Origin of the sequence: Taishania pollutisoli, from assembly GCF_014518315.1 — a bacterium.
In the GTDB taxonomy this organism is placed as follows: Bacteria; Bacteroidota; Bacteroidia; order Flavobacteriales_D; family Crocinitomicaceae; genus Taishania; species Taishania pollutisoli.
In genome coordinates this window covers 309,444-329,805 of sequence record NZ_JACVEL010000003.1, presented here as the reverse complement: position 1 = coordinate 329,805, position 20,362 = coordinate 309,444, and the positions used below count along the sequence as shown (strand labels likewise).

Genomic DNA, 20,362 nt, shown 5'->3' with positions numbered 1-20,362 from the left:
GAACAGCATCGCAACTCTGCGATTTAACCAGAAAGAGGTGCGGAAATCCACACCTCTTTCTGTATTTATTAAAACACCTTTTTTTGTTAAAACAACCCCTCCAGTAACTGGTCATCTACCAACTCCGGAATTGTAACTTTCAGGTTGGGTTCGATTTCCATTGCCCGTTTGATTGCAAACACGGCTCCTTCGTTTCTTGCCCAGCTTCTTCTGGCAATTCCGTTGTTTACATCCCAATGCAGCATTGATTTCAGTCTGCGTTCAGCATCAGCAGAACCATCCAGCAACATTCCGAATCCACCGTTAATCACTTCTCCCCAACCGACACCACCACCGTTGTGGATAGAAACCCAGGTTGCACCACGGAATGAATCACCGATCACATTTTGAATCGCCATGTCAGCAGTAAAGCGGGAACCATCATAAATATTGGATGTTTCACGGTACGGAGAATCTGTCCCTGAAACATCGTGGTGATCACGTCCCAATACGACAGGGCCTATTTTACCTGCCTTAATCGCATCATTGAAAGCCGTAGCAATTTTCATGCGTCCTTCCGCATCTGCATATAAAATCCGTGCCTGTGAACCGACAACCAGTTTATTTTCCTGTGCTCCTTTAATCCATTGGATGTTATCCGCCATTTGCTGACGAATTTCTTCCGGGCTGTTTTGCATGATTTCTTCCAAAACGGCACACGCCAGCTCGTCTGTCTGTTGCAAATCTTCCGGTTTTCCGGATGTACACACCCAACGAAACGGTCCGAATCCATAGTCAAAACACATCGGTCCCATGATGTCCTGCACATAAGAAGGATATCTGAAGTCGATTCCATTTTCAGCCATGACATCTGCCCCTGCGCGGGATGCTTCCAGCAGGAATGCATTTCCATAATCGAAGAAATACGTATCTTTTGATGTATGTTTGTTCACAGCATTTACGTGGCGCACCAATGATTCCTGTACCCGCTTTTTGAACGTTTCCGGATCTTCTGCCATCAATTTGTTTGATTCTTCGAAACTCAGCCCGACCGGATAGTAACCTCCTGCCCACGGGTTGTGCAACGAAGTCTGGTCGGAACCTAAATCAATGTGAACACCGGCTTCTGCAAATTTCTCCCACACCTCAACAACATTTCCAAGGTAAGCAATGGAAACCACTTCTTTCTTTGCCTGTGCTTCTTTGACACGTTCTACCAAGCGATCTGTATTGTCAATGATTTCATTCACCCACCCCTGTTCGTGGCGAATCTTTGTAATTTTCGGGTTCACTTCCGCACATACAGTCACACAACCGGCAATCACACCTGCCTTTGGTTGTGCACCACTCATTCCACCCAAACCGGAGGTAACAAACAATCCTCCCGCAGGATTCTTTTTAATTTTGCGGAAACCATTTAGGACCGTAATGGTTGTCCCGTGTACAATTCCCTGTGGGCCGATGTACATGTATGATCCGGCAGTCATTTGTCCGTACTGCGTCACTCCCAATGCGTTGAATTTTTCCCAATCATCCGGCTTTGAATAATTCGGTATCATCATTCCATTTGTTACCACCACGCGTGGTGCATCTTTGTGCGAAGGAAACAATCCCATCGGATGTCCGGAATACATCACCAATGTTTGTTCATCGGTCATTTCCGCCAGATATTTCATCGTAAGACGGTACTGAATCCAGTTTTGAAACACAGCTCCGTTTCCTCCGTAGGTAATCAATTCATGCGGGTGTTGTGCAACCGCATAATCCAGGTTATTCTGAATCATCAACATGATGGCTTTTGCCTGTAGTGATTTCCCGGGATATTCATCAATCGGGCGGGCATACATGTTATAATCCGGACGGTAGCGCAACATATAAATACGTCCGTATTGTTCCAGTTCTTCTGCAAAATCTGTTGCCAGTTCTGCATGTTGCTCCTTCGGAAAATAACGCAATGCATTTCTGATTGCCAGTTTCTTTTCTTCTGCCGAAAGAATCTCTTTCCGTTTCGGCGCATGGTTAATGGACGTTTCGTATTCCTTTTTTGCAGGAATCGAATCGGGGATACCTTGTAAGATATCGTTTATGAATGCTTGTTGAGTCATCGCAATGTATTAAGTGGATGCAAAGATAGGGTTTATCGGGGAAGGAAAAAAGGTGGTGGCAGACCTTTGACTTACTTTTTCGTATCGATCAGCGGACTGTACATCATGATGGCATTGTTTACTGCAACTAATTCTGTTGTCTCTTCTCCTGTTGACAGATCAGTTATTTTCTTCCATATTTTATTGTTATTCTTTTTTAGTAATTTAGTAAAAAGATTTTGGTAGTGTTGGTGCTCTGCTCAAATGAACCAGTAACAAAAAGAAATGGATATGGAAAACAGAATAGACATTCAACAACTTGAACCGAATGCATATAAAGCAATGTTCGCATTAGAAAATTATTTGCAAAACACACAACTTTCTAAAACACATTTAGAGCTAATCAAAATACGAGCTTCTCAAATAAATGGTTGTGCTTTTTGTATCAATATGCACACTTCTGACGCATTAAAACAAGGTGAAACCACACAGAGAATTTTCTTGCTGAATGCGTGGAAAGAAACGGAATTATTTACTGAACAGGAAAAAATAATTTTGGCCATAACGGAAGAAATTACTTTAATCAGTCAAAACGGATTAAGCGACAACACCTATAAGCAAGCCGAAAAACTTTTTAACGAAAATTATATTGCTCAAATCATAATGGCAGTTGTAACGATAAATGCCTGGAACAGAATTGCGATAAGTACAAATAAAACCATAGTATAAAAATACTATAGTTGTATGAAAATGTTGCTTACATGCGAACGGAATCATTCTGTTGACATCCGGAAACACATCCTATCCACGCCTGTTCCGGTTGTAGGACTATGTTATTTAGTTTAATCATTGCTAATTTCAGGTTGTTTATTTTATTGCAAATATGTGTCTCCACATCTTTGACATGATTGTGTTCCAGGTAAAGCTAAGAAAAATGACTGATCAATGCAATTGTACGATTGAAAGAAGATATGTGTAGGATATTAATTCCCCCCTCGATCCCTCCAGGAGACAGAATTGAACCTTAGACCGGGATTCAACTCTCTTCTTCCACTCTACACGCTCGCTCTGCAAAAAGAAAAAAGCTTGGAAAGAGTGGGTATTGAGGGACAAAAAAACAAAAAAGCGAACTACTTCCGTAATTCGCTTTTTGTGGTGCCTCCAGGAATCGAACCAGGGACACAAGGATTTTCAGTCCTTTTTTCTGAGAACCCTAAATCAGCCTAAAACGCAGTATAAATAAGGGTTTTGACTAAAATCCCATTTATTTCAAAAAGTCCACTCTTTTACGATTTTCTGTGTTAAAGTCCACTCTTTGGAACTCTTTCAACACAATAATATTTTTCATTTATTTCGAGACATTCAAACCTCTTGCAAACTTGAAAATTTCATTTAACTCTTTCTTCAAAGTTTTTACAAGATTTTGATTAATCGTATCAGAATTGTTAATCAAATCTATGGCGTTGGCCGTGTCTTTTGCAGCACCAATTCTTTGACTTAAATACTTCAATTTGTAATTGGCCAATCCTGGAAATTTTTCGTCTTTTTTCATGTTCTATTTTATTGTAAATAGTTGTGAAAATTCAATTTACGTCAAACTAAAAATCAACTATTCAATCTTGAATCTTGCACATATTAAACGAAATAACATTTATTGTTCTCACTCAATTTTCTTTAATTATTTCTCCCTAACATTATTGGTTTTCCAAAGCAACTCTTAAGTTTTCGAAATATGGATGGCCAATATCGAAAGATACTCCAGTATCCTCATTTGTGAACCTGAAAATCGTATCAACTACTTCACCTTCAATAATATTCTTTAAGTCCGTAAAAGTAAATGCCCGAAATCTGCCATTGTACATATAAGTTGTTGGTGCATTAATAAAAAAACAAGCTCTAACAGTGTAATCATTAAGGTCAATTAAACAATCAAAAAGAATTTCAAAATGCTCTTTAATGATTAGGATATTTTCTTCTGCCCATTTTTTCTTATTTGAGAGTTGGGTCTCATATTTGTCTACAAAGTTGGAGTAGTCACGTTTCCAATTGTTCATGTCGAATCTTGAGCGATTATGCTTACATTCTCCGATATAAATTACTTTATTTTTTTCGTCTATGAAAATCAAATCAATTTCTCCTAAGCCTTTAATTTCAATTGGTATATTATTACCTTGATTGGTTTTAAAAGACCTAATGTTTCCGTCAACCTTGATGCTCTTACTTTTTAAATAACTTAAGATTGGTGCTTCAAGAATGGAATCATGCTCATTTGTGACTTTTTGAACAAACCTTTTGATTGGCTGATGCTTCTTCCATTCTTCAGGGTATAGACCGAAGGGAAAACAATTTGTGGCAAGAGTAGTAAAACTTTCCATCCATTTATTGTATCCAATAATATTGTATTTTTTGCCGTCAATTGAGTACTCAAGTATCGGTCTATACATAAAACGATTTCCATCCTGATTCTTCAATATGCAATCGGCAATTGTCAAGACATTTCTTGAGGAAACTGTTAGTCCATCATAAAAATCATTTATAAAATCCATACTATAACCAAACTCTTCAGACAATCCCTCCTTCAATGGTTGAATGTCACTAATTGAATAATTGTAATTAACGTGAAGATATTTTTGATTAATGAATGAGGCTAAAATGTCATAATCTACTCCCATATGTCCTTTAAGTATGTTCTTAAAGTCAATAATTGAGTTCGATAATTGCACATTACTATTGTGCCTTGGCATGTCTTCATAAATAAACCTAAATAGTTCAGGGTATGGTTGGTATGTTAATATTGTGAAATCGCCTTTTTGAATCTGAATTCCTTTAGATTTCGGAAATAATTGACTGTTTGAAACGTCTTCACTTAATGCAATACACCAAGCTCCCAGATATAAGAGTTTTTCGAGATGTTCAATATATATAGTTTGTTTTTCTGCAATTTCAATTACAAAATTGTCATGACCTTTTAACTCAATTGAACAGCCTCGCTCTAAAATTATTTTTAATATTCTTCTCGATACAGCAAATTGTTCTTCATCAATTCCCAATGAATAACCTTCAATTTGTTTTTTCCAGAGGTCAATTGAGTCTTCATGAATATCATTACAAAACAGAAAAAATGAGGCTTCAGGCAACTCTTTGATTGCATTTTCAAATTCACCGCAAAATATTTCGAAACTTTCCTTTAAAATTTCAGTCACTTCGTTTGTGTCGGTAATTTCGTTGACACCTAATTTGGGCTGAAAATTGTTCGTCAATTTAGCCCAATATTCATTCTTTAATGTTTCTGTGTACTCAGGAAGTACTACTTTTTTACCGTTCAAAAGTATTGCAGCCATACTTGAATTTTACATTATGATGAGAATTAAGTGATTCCTTTAGACAAAGGCAATTTCACACCAACTTTATAAAAACCTGCAAATTGTTCAATGGGCTCAAGTTTGGATTCTAAGTTTACTAAATCAGTATTTTCAGAAGACGAGTCTGGGTATATTATTAGGCAATCAAGTTCTTCTTTGTCAATAGCTCCAAGTTCAGCCCTAACTTTCATATCTCTGGCATAACCAGAAATTTGCCTAATGTTATCAATGTCAAATGAAGCATCTGCATAAACAGGTTTATACTTTGCGTCCGCAATCATCCTTTTCGATTTTATTAGGTAATCTGGAAAACCATAATTACCATGGAATTGAAAAATCACATCATTCGAAAGTGAATCCTTGAGTAGTGCAAGGGTATACAATTCGAATAATAGACTCATATCAATCCAAAAGGGAGGAGTCTTAATCTGTTGGGATTTTTCAATAGAGTTAATGTTATAACCAAATCTCCTCATAATAAGATTGGCAAGAGAAAGAGCCTCATTATATTCCTTATAAAATGAGTTAATTTTAATTCCCTTCAGGTCCTGTGAAAATGTATTTGATGAAACATGCTCAAATGCGGGAGAAATGTAATTGAGTTTATCTTGGTCGAGTTTGAGATTAAACATACTCATATACCTTTTCGAAAACTCAAGTGCTTTTTTCAGGATGCGATTAACTGGAATATCCTCATCGAATACTTCAAAACTACATTTTGTAAAAAGAGCACGATTTTTAACTAAGTTTTCTTTAATGCTTTGACTAACAAGAATTTTTCCTTTGATTCTGCTTTTTAAGTTCGATTCCTGTTTGTGATATGATTTAATCAGCCCTTTTCGAACAATATTCTTCAGAAGATTCACATATTGAATAACCAACAAAGGGGTCAATAAATCGTCTTGTTGATTAATTTCTATTGGCTCAGCATCAAATTTAATCTCGTAAATATCTTTGACTAAATCTGATGTTCCAGGGTGACTCATCGCCACAGAAAGCATTTTCAAGTAATTAGTTTGTGCAATACCTGAATTTATCTTTGGTTCGACTTGTATTACCAGTTCTTCTTTTTTTAACCAATCGACACCGATGTAATATGAGGTTTCTATTCTTCTTTTATCACCTTCTGTAAAAAGCCTATAGCAATATTTATCCTTTTGATTTTTAAAGCAAATGAACTCATTAAAATGAATTTCTTCATCAGTCAAGAATTGCTTGTTGTTGTTTCCATAACCAAAATGCTCTGGGACTGCTTTATCAAAAAGTAATCTTGCCATCTTATCTATAGTGATTCAATTAAATCTTCGGCTGTGGACATCAATATTCCATCCTTTAAATATTCTCTCAGAATTGGCTTGATTTCATATTCCAATTTGAATGGTAGTTTATCGGCATTACCAATGAAATAACTATGACCTAACTGAACTTCTTTGTAATTGAAGTCAGGTGAGAGATGGTCTGATGATTTGGTCTTTCCATCTTCAATTTTCACGAATAAATTGGCAACTTTATTGAACAATAACTTGCCTTCTTCAGATGTAATCGGTACTTCTGAAGGCAAAACATCAACGAAAGCAAAACGTCTTCGAATGGCATAATCAATATGACCAACACTTCGGTCAGCAGTATTCATTGTTCCGATTATGTAAAGATTTTTTGGTAGTTGAATATTCTTGCTGCCTTCCACTTCATACACAGTTTCAATGTTCTCCCCTCTGTATTCAAGAGCGTAAATCAGTTCACCTAATACTGATGGTAAATTTGCTCTGTTTAACTCATCTATAACTAAGACGTATTTTTTTAATACTTCTTGCTCAGATTCAGCAGGACTATATTTCCCTGAGAATTTAAAGAACTTTTTCAAAACTGCCCCATAGTATGAACTTCTATGGTTAGCATGTTTTGAAATGTTTGCAGGAAAAAAGAGATTGTCGGGGTCATCTAAATTAACCTCTATCATATTTCGTAAATCTGAAAAATTGATTCTGGATGGTTTGGCCCAGGCATCTCCCTTATATCTTAAACAATCATCATCAATTTGCATTACATAAACTGAATCCGTTAAATCAATTTGTCCATTTGTGGAGTTTGCGAATTGCTCCGTGAACTCCTCCAAGAACAAATCAAATTTTTCCGAAATCCAGTTTTTTCTATGAATGTCCGCAGGATTGCTAAAATGATTTTCCCAGTTGGTGGCTGCATCACGTGCAAATGAAGAAAGAAGTTTTTCAACTGCTTTATATTCAATGCCATTATCTGTTCCTTTGGCCTCAATTCCCCGAACAAAATCCTCATATGTATATGATGGGTGGAATTGCACGAGTTTAAATTGACCAGAATTGTCAAGTCTAATTTTTTGAGCATTCTTGTCAGAAGAAATATCGTCAAATATTAACTTTTCTGCAACGTCCTTGGCTGTGTATGTTTTTCCTGTTCCAGGAGGTCCTTGCAAAACAATCTGTCCTTTTTGAATCAACAATTTTATAATATCTTCCATAAATAATTCTTCTTTCATTTTGATGCATTCAGCTATTCCAAAACCAACACCAGTCTCAACAAACAGTTTTCTATATTTCTTATCAAATTCTCTAAATTTCTCAGCAATTTCTTCGTAATTGAAGTTCTCAATATCAAGTTCCGTCCAGCATGTATTGCTTGCTTTAGTTGAAAGAGGGTGTGATTGATAATCACCTACCCCCATCATGTGAAAATGTAAAGAATCAGACAAGTCAACAACATATGCAAAGTAATCCTTACATGAATTCTTCATTCCCTTTGGATAAATCTTTGCCCATTGATATTCTCTAAATGTAATATTTGAACCAGCCACTTTGCGGGGGTCCTTTCTTATCGAATATTCAAAACCTTTGTTTTCAATTTTTTTACAAAGGAAATCTAACTTTTCATATATTTTCTTAAGTACTTTTCGCTTTGAACTCTCATCAGGAAGACCTGCAAAATCTTGAATTTTATTCAAATCCTCTTGTGTAATTGGCTCCATTCCCTACTTCTCCATTACATAATTAACCACCTCAGTCATTTCACTCGCAACAATCATATGCGTTCCAAGAGCTTCAAAGTGCTTTTTACCGCAGTCAATTTTGCCTTGCTCTTTTGGTCTCAAATCAAATAGACCAGTTGCCCCTTTCGACTCAACGACAAAGTATAGCTTCTCTTCTTTATCATCCTTCCACAGGATAGCCCAGTCTGGATTGTAGGTACCAAGAGGGGTGTCAATCTTGAACCATCCAGGAAGCTTGGCATAAACGGTTACATTATCACTCTGCTCAAATTCTTGCGCTAGACGTGATTCAATTACAGAATCATAAACAACATATTCGAACGGTGATTTTGTACTTTCCTTCAGGTTTTTATTAATGTAGCCAAACAGTTCTTCGTTCTGGAATAACTCCTGGCTGTAATACTCAGCATCACCTATTTTATGGTATTTGATACCATCAACGATATGCATGCGCATCTGCTCATTTAAAATGTCAATACATCCTTCAATGAACTTCTGAGGGTTGACCTTGAAATAACCCAGCTTACTTGTTCCTGTGAGTATTTTCACAATTGATTTTCGAGTCAATTGAGTTTCGTTCTGCAGGTATGTTACGATGTCTGGTAATTTGTCAACCTTCTCGTCAAGAGTCAAAACATAGTTGGCAGGAGCTTCATTGACAACACCACCAGCATTGATTTTGATGGATGTCTTCGTGTAAATGATTTTACCTCGGTTTATTTGAAGTCGGTTATCAATCGCCTGGATACATTCTTGAATCAGTTTGTCCGAATCAAAGTTTACACTGAAGGTTGTACGGTGTTTAACACGGTCCCAAAGTTCACGGAATTCGACACTATCCAGTACTTTACGGTTGACTTTAACTGGTTTCTTATCATCCTTGTTCTTGATTTCTAAGCGACCAGCTGCATCCTTTAACTTGGTAAGTATCTGACTCAATACGTGTTGTTCTTCTGTAAATTCATCTGGCAGTTCTACTTTGTCTTCTTTCAAATCAATTCGCAACAGGTCTTGTACTTTTCCTCTTGAATCCACGTATCCCTTCAGAAGTAAGTAGTTGAATAGCTCTTCAGATTTTTGCTGACCAAGGTAAACCACATCATCCTCTTCGATTTTGACAACGATATTGTTGAAGCTGTGGTCCTGGATAATTCCGAATTTGATTCCAGTATCTTTCTCTATCTCCTTCTGCAAATTGTCAACGAATTCAACATAGCTCTCGGAAGCCATGACCGTCAGAATATTAACTTCATGACCATACACTCGGTTCCCTTCCTGGTTAACACATAGACGTAAACCACGACCAATTTCCTGTCTTCTTCTTACTTCTGAAGCTCCTGCTTCTTTTAGTGTACAAATCTGGAAGACGTTCGGATTATCCCAGCCTTCTTTTAGGGCGCTGTGTGAGAAGATAAAGCGCAACTTCGTAGAGAAACTAAGCAAATCCTCTTTGTCTTGCATGATAAGCTTAAAAGTATCTTCATCTTCGGCATTTGCTTTAACATTTCCTTCTTTATCTTCTTTAGAATCCTTAAACCTTTTAGATTTTTTGTCAATGGAAAAATAGCCACTATGTACCCTTGATGCATCTGCCTCTGGGTCTGCTATTTCCTTGAAAAGACTTGTATACTTTGGTTTTCGAATTGCCTTCTTGTATTCGTCTTCAAAGATGTCAGCGTACTCTCCATTCGCTTGGTTACCGTCTTCATCATAAACACGGTATTTCGATACAGTGTCAATGAAAAATAGACTCAACACTTTTATTCCAAGGGGATTCAGTACGAGCTCTTTGTCTAAGTGTTCTTCAATGGTTTTACGGATGAGCGCTCGTTTAACCTGTCCATCTTCTACGTTTCCGATGGCTTCACCTAATCGAATGAACTTGTCATTGCTAGTGAAATCAATATACTCCTGACCTTCAACTCCGTGGATGTCATTGATGATGAATCCTGCATATTCTGTTCTACCTGTAATTTGTTCCAGGTCGGTATTCGACTTCAGATTCTTCTTGATTTCTCTGGATACACTTCCATTCTTTAGGATGTCTACTTCCAGGTCACAAGTTGGAGCTCCTTTGCCCAGGTTTATTTTAACCAAGCGTATGTAAACGGAATTATGTGAGCCTTCTGCCTCTACAGAACCAACCTCGATTTGCTTCACGAGTTTTTTCTCATAGGCATCAACCGCATCCAATTTGAACATCAAATTGACTTTCTCCTTATGTGTTGCAGAATAACGCACCATTGCAAGCGGATTCAAAGATTGAACAGCCTTTTTTGCCAAAGGTGTACTCATGGTAGATTGTGGCTCGTCAATAAGTACAATCGGGTTGGTATTCTTGATTAAATCTAAAGGTTTATAGCCTAAAGAATCATTGTATCGGTGGATGATATTCGCTGTTTTCTTTTCGTCTTTCGGGTCCTCGAAACTCTTACGGAATGCATCAATATTGATGACCATAATTTCAAGTGAATCGTTTGTGGCGAAATCCCGTACTTCATTCAGTTTGGAAGAATCGTAGACGAAAAAGTTGTACTTCACATTATCATACAAAGCACGGAAGTGGTCTTGCGTACTTTTTAAGGATGCAAATACCCCTTCTTTGATTGGAATGGATGGTACAACAATAATGTGTTTTGAGAAGCCGTATCTGCGATAAAGCTCCATAATGGTTCTCAAATACACATACGTCTTTCCTGTACCCGTTTCCATCTCTACGGTGAAATCCAGATTGTTTCTATCAATTTCAGAGCGTTCGGATGGTTTCAGGCCATTGGCAAGTTGGATGTTTTGTACATTCTGAACGATTTGTCCTTCCGTTAATAGTAGTCGGTTACCGTAGCCCAGGTCATTGTATTCCAGGTTGCTCTGTGCAGCCAGGAACTCTGGTGAGTACACTGTAAAATTTGCCTCACACTTATCTTGCCCTTGGAAGATGTCCACGATAGATTCAATGGCTTCTTTCTGGTATCCTAATTCACTTTCGTATTGTATTTTCATAGTCTGTTGAGACGTTCGTTTTTTTATTCTATCAAATAACCATCAAATAAGAAATTCCTTTGTTTTCAAGTGTTTAAGTCACAATTCTGTTTTTTTTTCACTTTTTCATCAAATAGGAACTTGCTTAATGTTGCTTATTTTATTTTGTTTCTACCTTATTCACACTTTTTTGTTGAAAACCAGGGAAATAAAGCATGTTTTATCACCTTGCTTAATTCGCTCTCAATGTTTCTTAAACATGTAAATGGCATTTATATCACGTTGTTTTGTACTTACTTTATCCAAAATATTATCTGCTACAAAGGCATTCAAATAACCTCTTACAGTGTTCTCATTTATTCTTGTATATTCCACTAAATCACCTAGTGTACCTTTGTTTAAGTAGAATAAATACTGAAATATCTTCTTTTGAGTGTCATTGTAAATTGGCCAGTTTTTTTCAATTCGCTGCATGATAGAATCATGAATAGTTTTGGAATGGTCACTTACTTTGTTTCTAAGCGTGAGATAGACATTACCATTATTCTCTCGATACTCTGGAACTGACAGCATAGATTTCTCCATGGACTCATAAATCCTGGATACACCCTCGTTTAGTTGACGAACATATCCAAGGTCCTCTAATACTCTCGCAACTCTCGGATTACGAGCAAAACGCTCACACTTGATGTTATCTACCGTAACTTGCGCTGGAAGCGGTCCACTATTGCAAATCTCCAATCTATCATCAAAATGCTTGATATAAATTGCGTTACCCTGAACATTATAAGAACGGTGACACAATGCATTCACAATTCCTTCTAACCAAGCCTCCTCTGGATACTCAGGTACCTTCTTGAATTTACCTGATTCCATATCCAAGAAATAGTAATCCTTAAAAGAGGCTTTTAGAAAAGCTTTCATTTCATCTATTAGTCTCGGAATATTATTCTCGAAACGTTCATCCTTTACCACGTTGTGGCTCGTTCCAGTTAAGGCCTCGGTTCCTTCATATCGAATGTATCTTACTGATGCTGAAGGTATGTACTTCTCAGGGTCTTTAGCAAACAACAAGACCGAAGCATTTTTGAAGGCAAATTCACCATCTTTCTTGTTGGCAAGGTATCTTTTGACGAGTAAATCAAGAACATCTCCCTTATAGTTCAGTTTTGTCTTGTACTCCTGTAACAATTCTTCATCTAAATCTGCTGGGTCAAAATCTTTTGAAAGTTCCTCTTCAAATCGTCTAATGGATTTATCATACTCTAACTTTTTGATTCTATCTAGGTCGAGTAAACGATTGGTATCATGCACTCTCAAATAAACATTTTCATTATCCTTTCTTTTGAAAATACGTTCCAACTCCTGCTCAACGTGATAAAGGAAAATGAGATTTCCTTCAATCTCAACCTCTTCCAACTTAATATTGCATGCGGGGTGAATAAAGTCAAAAGTTAATGTTCGGTATCCATCAATTTTGTCTCCCAAAGTTTTCAAATCCTGTATTTCACCAGCATCGGATACGCCAAATACCAGGGTTCCTCCATCCGCATTGAGCATACCAATCAGTTCTTCAGCAATTTTGGTTGCTTTAGTATCGGCTTCACCAAGTCCTTTGCGCTCAAAGTATTGTCCTTCTTTTTGCGTTTGCAAATACTCTTTGGTGATTATCGGATTAATCTCTGAAACTGAATTGCTCATTTTTAAACCTTGCTTAATTGTGAATAAATCTTGCTTATTTGTAAAAAAGTCTTGTTTTTCAAGGGTTTTAGACCTTGTGAATAACCTTGCTTAATTGTGAATAAATCTTGCTTAAACACTTCTCACTTCCGTTATTCCAAATCTTTTCAATGTCTGTGTAGCGTTTGTTTTGGCTACATCGGTGAAGCCTGCATCACGGAAAATGACACGGCAAAGCTCTGGTTGAAGCTCTTCTTTCCATTTGCCAATGCCTTCTGCCACTGAACCTTTGATTTCTTTATCCAGGCAAACGAATAATGCTCCGTACCCCACACTGAACACCTTATTTCCCTCGATGTCTCGTTGCTCAATGGGTAGAGTGAGGTCTAAGCCGTATTTGAGCAATACCTCGTACAGCACATCTTCTGCACTGCGGTCTGCCTTGATGTTGTCACCAGAGTTGAATAAATCATCTTCTAAATTTTCTGGGTTACCATCCCACGGACGAATGTTGGAGCTGTCTAGCTTGAAGACTTTGAAGCCCAAGTCAATTTGTAATTCTTTATTAGTCTTTTTTATATCATCAATGACTCTTATTAATCTTTCTTTTCCTAACTCAGATAACAGTAGAGGCCTCTTTTTCTGTTTTAGAAATTCAATTGTTTCTGCTTGCTTCTTCTTTTGTTTTTGAGAAGTTGCATTGATTGAGTCGATTCTTTGTGGAAGTTGTACCAAAATAAATTTGGTATTTTTGTTTGTTTTTAAGTTGTATCGGAAAACACTTTCGCCTATAGTACCCGAGCCTGCGAAAAAATCGCAAACAATCTCGTTTTCACAGTTTACGAAATCAATTATTTCCTGAAGAACAATTTCATCTTTTGGATGGTCAAAATAATCACCTCCCATCAATTGTCTTAATCTTTTGCTTGATGCTCTACCATCAACATAAAAAACACTATACGGAACTTCGTACTCTCTCTCTTTTAAATAAGCTTTGAGAGTTGGTACAGATTTTTCATCTTCCCCAAATTGTACCTTCCCTTCATCAATTATTTCTTGCATTCTTTCTATTGAACCATAAAGCCATCCTCGACTTGGTATAGAAACTGGTTTCTTTGTTTTCGGGTGTAGAACTTCATATTTTGGGCCGCCTCCACCTGGCCATGAAATATTATCTGGGAAATAAATCCCTTTTGCATCGACTGAAGAATAATGTTTATGTCTTTTCGAAGGATTATCCTCTGGCAATTCATTGAACCATTTCTTTAATTGTAACTCTATTTCTGAGTAATTTTCTTTTAGAGTTTTCCTTAATTCTTCATACCTGGAATATATAGCATCTAGCCCTTTTTTTCTCGTTCGCCAAGTAATCTTCTCTTCTTGATAGCGACTTGCATTTTTGAGATAAACCAAGATATATTCATGTGATACAGAAACTAACTTAGAATCATTTTTCTTGCCCGCTGCCCAAACAAATTCTCCTACGAAATTAATTTCCCCAAAAATTTCATTACAGACTTGTTTGAGGTTATTTGATTCGACTTCGTCAATACTAATAAAAATTGCACCGTCATCTTTCAAAAGGTTTCTAGCCAGACGTAAACGAGGATACATCATGTTCAACCAGTTGGAGTGGTAACGTCCATCACTCTCTGAATTGGTGGATAGTTTGTTTCCTTCGCTATCCACTTGACCAGTGACTTCCTGGTAATTGCGTAGATTGTCCTTGTAGTTGTCTTTGTACACAAAGTCTTTACCTGTGTTGTAAGGTGGGTCAATGTATATCATTTTCACCTTGCCCGCATAGCTTTTTTGTAGAAGCTTCAATACCTCCAGGTTGTCGCCCTCAATGTATAAGTTTTGGGTAGTGTCCCAATCCACGCTTTCCTCCTTAGCTGGGCGCAGGGTTCCTGTACTCGGCTTGTGTGCCTCCATACGTGCTTGAGATTTACCTGCCCAAGTGAAGCGGTAATACTCTTCCTCTTCTTCAATTTCCTCTCCCAAAATGTGCTTCAACACCTTGAAGTCAATCTTTCCTTCAGCGGTTATTTCAGGAAAGAGTGCCTTCAATTGCTCGATGTTTTGAGCTACCAAGTCTTCACTTTTTGCTAGGGGGTCTGTGGCGTTAATTTTTTCCATTATTCTTCACTTAATTGTTTCTTAATTGTCTCAATTTCTTGTCTGCGTTTGTTGATGGTCACATTCAACTTCACTTGTTCATTCAAGTTGTTTTCTTTTTTTACGGCTACTTTGAGGCTGGCTATTTCAGCTTCCAAACGGTCCATGGTAGCTAATAGCTCCATGTCTTTTTCTGTTCTTACTCCAGAACGCTTGGAAAAGGTCCCTGTCAGGAGTGCCGTTTGATAATTGGCTAAGGCCTGAACGTAACTCTTGTACACTGTTTCCAGGTTGGTTTTGTCCAGTTTTTCAAAAGCCAAGGCATCATATAAACCAGTCTGCAATTCATTCTTGAAGAGCTTTGAAAGCACTGGACTGAAATAGTGTTGTTCAATCGTTCGTTTGCTTTTATCGGCTTGATTGATTCGCTTATCACACAATCCAATTACAAACTCAAATTCGTCTTCTGCAATTACCACTGCCTGGTAAGGGATGTATTTTTGAATTAATTGGATGGCCTTTTGCGCCAACTTAGAGATTTGGTTGTTTGGAATCAGGACCGTAAAAACCTGGATTTCCTCAAAGCTATAGGTTGCTGTTTGGTAGGTACTTACATTACTATTTACAGGCTTGATATTACCCAACCATTCCATGGATAAAATGTCATTCGTCAAGAATTTCTTTTCACTGGATGACAAGTCAAAGTTCTTGGTAAAAAAAGCCTTGGTAAGCTTCTTTTCCAACAAGCATCGTTGTGGCAACTTCAATATGTCATTGTATCCACTCATAGAATGTACAAGGCAGCTATTAATTCTAAGTTCTCTTCTTGTTTCAGTTTTTCTCGGAACATGCTGGTTCCTCCTGGAGTTGCCAAAGAGTCCAAACCAACTTCCTCTTGCACACCAACAACTTCTTGAATCACTTTCTCAAGAACTGCAGTGTATTTGCTCATTTTTCTTGTTCCAGTAGTTTCCTGGTCAAACTGCGCCATCAAGTCTTTAGCAATATTGTCTTTACCCATACACAGCTTTCGGAAGTAGTCTAAAGCCAATTTGGTTTGGGTAGCTTTCACCAGCTCTTCACCATCTTCACTTACATATACCAGGAAGTACGGGTAAAGAATGTTATTCTTCAATTCATTGATGTAATCTTCGTTAGTATCCTTCAAGCAGAACAAGGCTCCAGGCTGTATGGTGTCCAAATTGGATTTTACCACAGCAAATGACGAAGGAGGGATGTGCTTCAATTCCTCCAGCTCATCATCTGAGCTCTTTTCCAGGTCAATCTTAAAGTCGTTGAACGTGAGGTCGGTAATGGATATATTTCCCTGAACGTCTTCCAGGTCAATCACTTGATTCTGTAATTGCTTTAATTGGCGTTTACGGTAGTCAAGGTCTTGCATCTCACGGCTGTTCTTAGAGATGATATTATCCTCTCCTGTTGCAGATACATCCAACATTACCATACGCCCCTGAACTCGTGCTACCAGGTCAATGAAACTATCGAGTTCCATACTTGGGAAGAAGTTCACCAATTGAATGCGCTCATTCTTGGAGCCAATTCGGTCAACTCGTCCAAAACGCTGGATAATTCTAACAGGGTTCCAGTGGATGTCATAATTAATAAGATAATCACAGTCTTGGAGGTTCTGACCTTCGGAAATACAGTCTGTACAAAACAGGACATCTATCTCATTCGTTTCATTCGGGAATATCTCATTCCGTTTTTTTGAAACAGGAGAGAAGTTGGTAAGCACAGAACTAAGGTCTGAACGACATCCAGGCATATTGGCTCTGTTATCGCCTCCACCAGTAATCAAGGCACTGTAAAGCCCATGTTCTTTAAGCAACCATGACTCCATCTCCTTGTAGAGATAATTTGCAGTATCAGAGAAGGCAGTAAAGACAATCACTTTCTTGTTTTGACCATTGATAGGATGTTCAATCTTTTGTTGCACCAGTTCTTTCAACTTCAATAGCTTGGCATCACGTTGAACATCAATCAACTCAATGCTGCCCATCAAACTGTTCAAAATGGATTTGTCATGCTTCAAGTCCTGTTTCCAACGAATCACATCTATATCCTGAATGAGTACTTTTGTTTTTCCTCCGACCAACATGTCCTCTAATTCGGTATCGTCCAGGTCGATGTCTGTAATGTTCAACTCCAGGTCAATTTCACCACTTTGATGCAGCTCAATCTGACGTAGATTTGCATCCACGAATTCGGAAAGTTTTGCAACTGTTAACTTGAAGGAATGGATGGAGCTTTCTAAGCGCTTTAACAAGTTCACACGCATCAAGTAGATAAGTGATTGTTCACGGTCAACCTGCTTGAACACACTACCTGTGTGAGTTTTCATGTCATATTTCTCCTCGTAGAACGCTCGTTTATCTGAACGTACATATCCCAAAGGTGAATAAGCCGCAAGCGTAAGTGTACTAATCTCGTCATAGATTTGGCCGATGTCTTTGAACTGCTTCTTAGTATCTATATCTGGATAAATCGTAATTGGTTGAAGCCGTTCTGGAAACTTGCCTATATCTGCCGTGTCGTAATATTTCTCGATGTGTTTTCTTGAGCGTGCAATGGTCAGCATATCCAGAATTCGGAAATAACTTCCGTCCAGGTTTTGCATCAATTCACCAACATTCAAGTTGTCTGGGTCACCATTGCGGTACCACTGCGTAAATCTTCTTTGAGCATCTTTCATGACCTGAGTAATGCTCTCGATTCCGTAACTTCTGAAGGCATGGTCATCTCCTTCCGTAATGAACGCAACCTGATTCTTCAAGTCATTCATTCGGTTGTTCACAGGAGTAGCCGACAACATGAGCACTTTCGTTCGGATATTCGATTTGATTACATCCTGCATTAAGCGCTTGTATCGAGTCATCCCTCGCCTGGTTGGGTTATTTCGGAAGTTATGTGACTCATCAATGACAACCAAGTCGTAATTCCCCCAGTTAATCATTTCCAGGTCAATATCACCTGACTTGCCCTTTTCCCTGGATAAGTCCGTATGATTCAGAACATCGTAATTGAGTCGGTCAGTAGCGAGAATATTTCGTTTGTCGTTTAACTGGTAAATGGTCCAGTTCTCCCTTAATTTCTTTGGAGCCAGGACCAGAATTCGGTCATTGCGCAATTGGTAATACTTCATTACAGCAAGCGCTTCGAAAGTTTTACCAAGACCAACTGAATCTGCAATGATACATCCACCATAGGTCTCAATTTTCTCGATAGCTCCAATTACCGCATCCTTCTGGAAATTGAAAAGCATACTCCAGACTTTTGAGTCCTTAAATCCGACCTTTTGAAGTTTTTCATCAGCTCGTTCAGATACTGTCGAGTAATGGAATATCTCTCGAATGCAATATTTGTAAATTACTTCAGGTGAAACTCCCTTCGTTCCTTTCTCTAGGATTTCTCGAATCTTTGCATTGAGATTCAACCTACTATTGTTCCAGGCATTGGAGAATAACTGCAAGTATTGATTGTTTGTATCCTCAATCTGATTGATAAAAACAGAATCGTTGCTTCCAACTGTACCTATTGCAACAGAATCCAGATTAAGCGGTGTGAGCAGAAAACAGTCTGTCTGCCCATTATTTGTTACCAGGATAACATTTTGACTGCCTAAGTTTCCTAGTCGGAATTCGAACCTCTCCCCAATTAAATCAATGATTTGATTGATTTTGAATCGCCTGTCCAGGTGGAAATTCAATTGCTTTTCAGCCTTGGTTTGGATGAATGAAAAGTCCTCTTCTTGCTGAGCGTGAAAATTCAGCAAGAAATTCACCTCACTTGCTTTTGACAAAGCAGGAAGGAGCTCGTAGAGTGCAAAGGAGCTGAAGAATCCAGCACTAATTCGCACTTCTGAATTGTCAGAAATGATTGAATTTAATTCTTCAATCAATCGTGTATCCTGGTTATTTATTATTCTCATTTTGGTCAGGTTGGTCGTTAATCAGTTGCGAAACAGGCACCCCTAAAATTTTAGAAGCTTTGAAGATGTCATCAAGACTGGGAGAAACTTTTTGAGTCACCCACAGTGAAATCGTGTTCACTGATTTGCCCATTTGCTCAGCAAACCATTTGTTTGTGCGGCCTTGTTGACGCAGTACTTCACCAATTAATACACGCTTAGACATTCTTCTAAAATTAGAATTAGGCGTTTAAGATAATAATTATATTTTGATAAGGATGTGAATTCGATTGGTATTAATGTTAAAATCTCCAATCATAGAGTCCGTTTCGGTTTTGGAACTTTACATCATCAATTAACGCCTGATGAAATGCCTTTTCAATACCAACCTTAAGTATGGCTTCGCTATATTGATGCCCCCCTCTTGTACTATCAAAAAAACGTCCTGCTGGGTCCACCATGGCATAGGAGCCCCGAATCAATTCGCAGCTTTCAGGAACAATCGTAGTAATCTGTTGAAGAGCCTGGTGTCTATTCACGAATGATTCAAAGTCAGCCAAACTAATTGTTAGTTCATCAACTTTTGTATCATTCTGTCCTTGAACTGACATGACCTGAAGGACCTTCCATCTTTTAGGTTGTGCGAATTGTATCAATTCCGTATAATCCTCATCCAGATTATACCTATTCACCACTGTGTTGATTTTCAGTCCGTATCCATACTCTTTGATTTGTTTTATCATTGACATATAGTCATCGAGACCAATATCTTTCTTTCCTGAAATTGCTCTGCCCAATTGGATGTTGGTGAATGGCTTCGAGCTGTCGATGCTCAACGCTATCCAATCCAGGAAGTTCTTATTTCGTTCAAGAAACTCAGCAGTGATACGACTACCGTTGGTGACAATCATTGTGGTCATCCCAAGTAATTTGGCGGTTCGAATCAATTCATCCAACCAAGGGCATAAGGTCGGTTCGCCACCTGCAAAAGTGATTTTTTCGAATCCAAACTGCGCTAGTTCTTTTACCACCTGGATTGCCTGTTCCTTGGGTAAATGGCCCTTTGGGAGGATGGCTTTTTTGACATCCTGAAAAGTGGCGAAGCAGAACTTGCAACGCATGTTGCATGGCTCCCACAAATGAAAGTTAACTGACGGAATTAAAACTTGCTTTTTCATTTCGACTTGATTTAAAAGTTAATCCCTGGGGA

The 20,362-nt window shown here is 38.1% G+C and carries 13 protein-coding genes; 1 reads left to right on the top strand and 12 read right to left on the bottom strand.

The genetic code is table 11. The features are described 5' to 3' along the window. Window positions 1–86: 86 nt before the first annotated feature. A complete protein-coding gene (locus H9Y05_RS06875) occupies window positions 87–2,084 on the bottom strand; it encodes a urocanate hydratase (protein WP_216713871.1) in 1,998 nt (665 codons plus the stop codon). A gap of 270 nt (window positions 2,085–2,354) precedes the next feature. Between H9Y05_RS06875 and H9Y05_RS06870 the strand changes: the two genes are divergently transcribed. Then, on the top strand, window positions 2,355–2,792 hold the full coding sequence (locus H9Y05_RS06870) for a carboxymuconolactone decarboxylase family protein (RefSeq protein ID WP_163490073.1): 438 nt from the start codon (window positions 2,355–2,357) through the stop codon (window positions 2,790–2,792). A gap of 619 nt (window positions 2,793–3,411) precedes the next feature. On the opposite strand, the gene H9Y05_RS06865 is transcribed toward H9Y05_RS06870, so the two are convergent. From H9Y05_RS06865 to H9Y05_RS06815, 11 genes are all read right to left on the bottom strand, one after another. Continuing rightward, window positions 3,412–3,615, bottom strand: coding sequence for a hypothetical protein (locus H9Y05_RS06865; protein ID WP_216713870.1), 204 nt, complete (start codon window positions 3,613–3,615; stop codon window positions 3,412–3,414). 142 nt (window positions 3,616–3,757) lie between these two features. Further along, on the bottom strand, window positions 3,758–5,404 hold the full coding sequence (locus tag H9Y05_RS06860; RefSeq protein WP_216713869.1) for a hypothetical protein: 1,647 nt from the start codon (window positions 5,402–5,404) through the stop codon (window positions 3,758–3,760). Window positions 5,405–5,430: 26 nt separating this feature from the next. After that, on the bottom strand, window positions 5,431–6,702 hold the full coding sequence (locus tag H9Y05_RS06855) for an McrC family protein (RefSeq protein WP_216713868.1): 1,272 nt from the start codon (window positions 6,700–6,702) through the stop codon (window positions 5,431–5,433). Window positions 6,703–6,707: 5 nt separating this feature from the next. Continuing rightward, on the bottom strand, window positions 6,708–8,426 hold the full coding sequence (locus H9Y05_RS06850; RefSeq protein WP_216713867.1) for an AAA family ATPase: 1,719 nt from the start codon (window positions 8,424–8,426) through the stop codon (window positions 6,708–6,710). Window positions 8,427–8,429: 3 nt separating this feature from the next. Beyond that, a complete protein-coding gene (locus H9Y05_RS06845) occupies window positions 8,430–11,447 on the bottom strand; it encodes a type III restriction-modification system endonuclease (protein ID WP_216713866.1) in 3,018 nt (1,005 codons plus the stop codon). A gap of 222 nt (window positions 11,448–11,669) precedes the next feature. Next, window positions 11,670–13,127 (bottom strand): ATP-binding protein, encoded by a 1,458-nt coding sequence (locus H9Y05_RS06840; protein WP_216713865.1) that lies wholly within the window; start codon window positions 13,125–13,127, stop codon window positions 11,670–11,672. Between the two features lie 111 nt (window positions 13,128–13,238). Continuing rightward, window positions 13,239–15,245, bottom strand: coding sequence for a site-specific DNA-methyltransferase (locus H9Y05_RS06835; RefSeq protein ID WP_216713864.1), 2,007 nt, complete (start codon window positions 15,243–15,245; stop codon window positions 13,239–13,241). Further along, window positions 15,245–16,012 carry a DUF4391 domain-containing protein gene (locus H9Y05_RS06830; protein WP_262890168.1) on the bottom strand — a complete coding sequence of 256 codons (768 nt, stop codon included), beginning with the start codon at window positions 16,010–16,012 and terminating at the stop codon, window positions 15,245–15,247. Before H9Y05_RS06830 ends, H9Y05_RS06835 begins: the two co-directional genes overlap by 1 nt. Next, window positions 16,009–19,173, bottom strand: a complete 3,165-nt coding sequence (locus H9Y05_RS06825) for a helicase-related protein (protein WP_235992148.1) — start codon at window positions 19,171–19,173, stop codon at window positions 16,009–16,011. The genes H9Y05_RS06830 and H9Y05_RS06825 overlap by 4 nt, the downstream gene beginning before the upstream one ends. After that, complete coding sequence (locus H9Y05_RS06820; RefSeq protein ID WP_216713862.1) at window positions 19,157–19,378, bottom strand: helix-turn-helix domain-containing protein; 222 nt, start codon at window positions 19,376–19,378, stop codon at window positions 19,157–19,159. The genes H9Y05_RS06825 and H9Y05_RS06820 overlap by 17 nt, the downstream gene beginning before the upstream one ends. Before the next feature lie 76 nt (window positions 19,379–19,454). Next, window positions 19,455–20,330 carry a viperin family antiviral radical SAM protein gene (locus tag H9Y05_RS06815; RefSeq protein WP_216713861.1) on the bottom strand — a complete coding sequence of 292 codons (876 nt, stop codon included), beginning with the start codon at window positions 20,328–20,330 and terminating at the stop codon, window positions 19,455–19,457. Between the last annotated feature and the right edge of the window lie 32 nt (window positions 20,331–20,362).

Coding starts and splice junctions, on each gene's coding strand:
- H9Y05_RS06875 (WP_216713871.1), bottom strand. CDS start 2,084: ATGACTCAACAAGCATTCATAAACGATATCTTACAAGGTATCCCCGAT.
- H9Y05_RS06870 (WP_163490073.1), top strand. CDS start 2,355: ATGGAAAACAGAATAGACATTCAACAACTTGAACCGAATGCATATAAA.
- H9Y05_RS06865 (WP_216713870.1), bottom strand. CDS start 3,615: ATGAAAAAAGACGAAAAATTTCCAGGATTGGCCAATTACAAATTGAAG.
- H9Y05_RS06860 (WP_216713869.1), bottom strand. CDS start 5,404: ATGGCTGCAATACTTTTGAACGGTAAAAAAGTAGTACTTCCTGAGTAC.
- H9Y05_RS06855 (WP_216713868.1), bottom strand. CDS start 6,702: ATGGCAAGATTACTTTTTGATAAAGCAGTCCCAGAGCATTTTGGTTAT.
- H9Y05_RS06850 (WP_216713867.1), bottom strand. CDS start 8,426: ATGGAGCCAATTACACAAGAGGATTTGAATAAAATTCAAGATTTTGCA.
- H9Y05_RS06845 (WP_216713866.1), bottom strand. CDS start 11,447: ATGAAAATACAATACGAAAGTGAATTAGGATACCAGAAAGAAGCCATT.
- H9Y05_RS06840 (WP_216713865.1), bottom strand. CDS start 13,127: ATGAGCAATTCAGTTTCAGAGATTAATCCGATAATCACCAAAGAGTAT.
- H9Y05_RS06835 (WP_216713864.1), bottom strand. CDS start 15,245: ATGGAAAAAATTAACGCCACAGACCCCCTAGCAAAAAGTGAAGACTTG.
- H9Y05_RS06830 (WP_262890168.1), bottom strand. CDS start 16,012: ATGAGTGGATACAATGACATATTGAAGTTGCCACAACGATGCTTGTTG.
- H9Y05_RS06825 (WP_235992148.1), bottom strand. CDS start 19,173: ATGAGAATAATAAATAACCAGGATACACGATTGATTGAAGAATTAAAT.
- H9Y05_RS06820 (WP_216713862.1), bottom strand. CDS start 19,378: ATGTCTAAGCGTGTATTAATTGGTGAAGTACTGCGTCAACAAGGCCGC.
- H9Y05_RS06815 (WP_216713861.1), bottom strand. CDS start 20,330: ATGAAAAAGCAAGTTTTAATTCCGTCAGTTAACTTTCATTTGTGGGAG.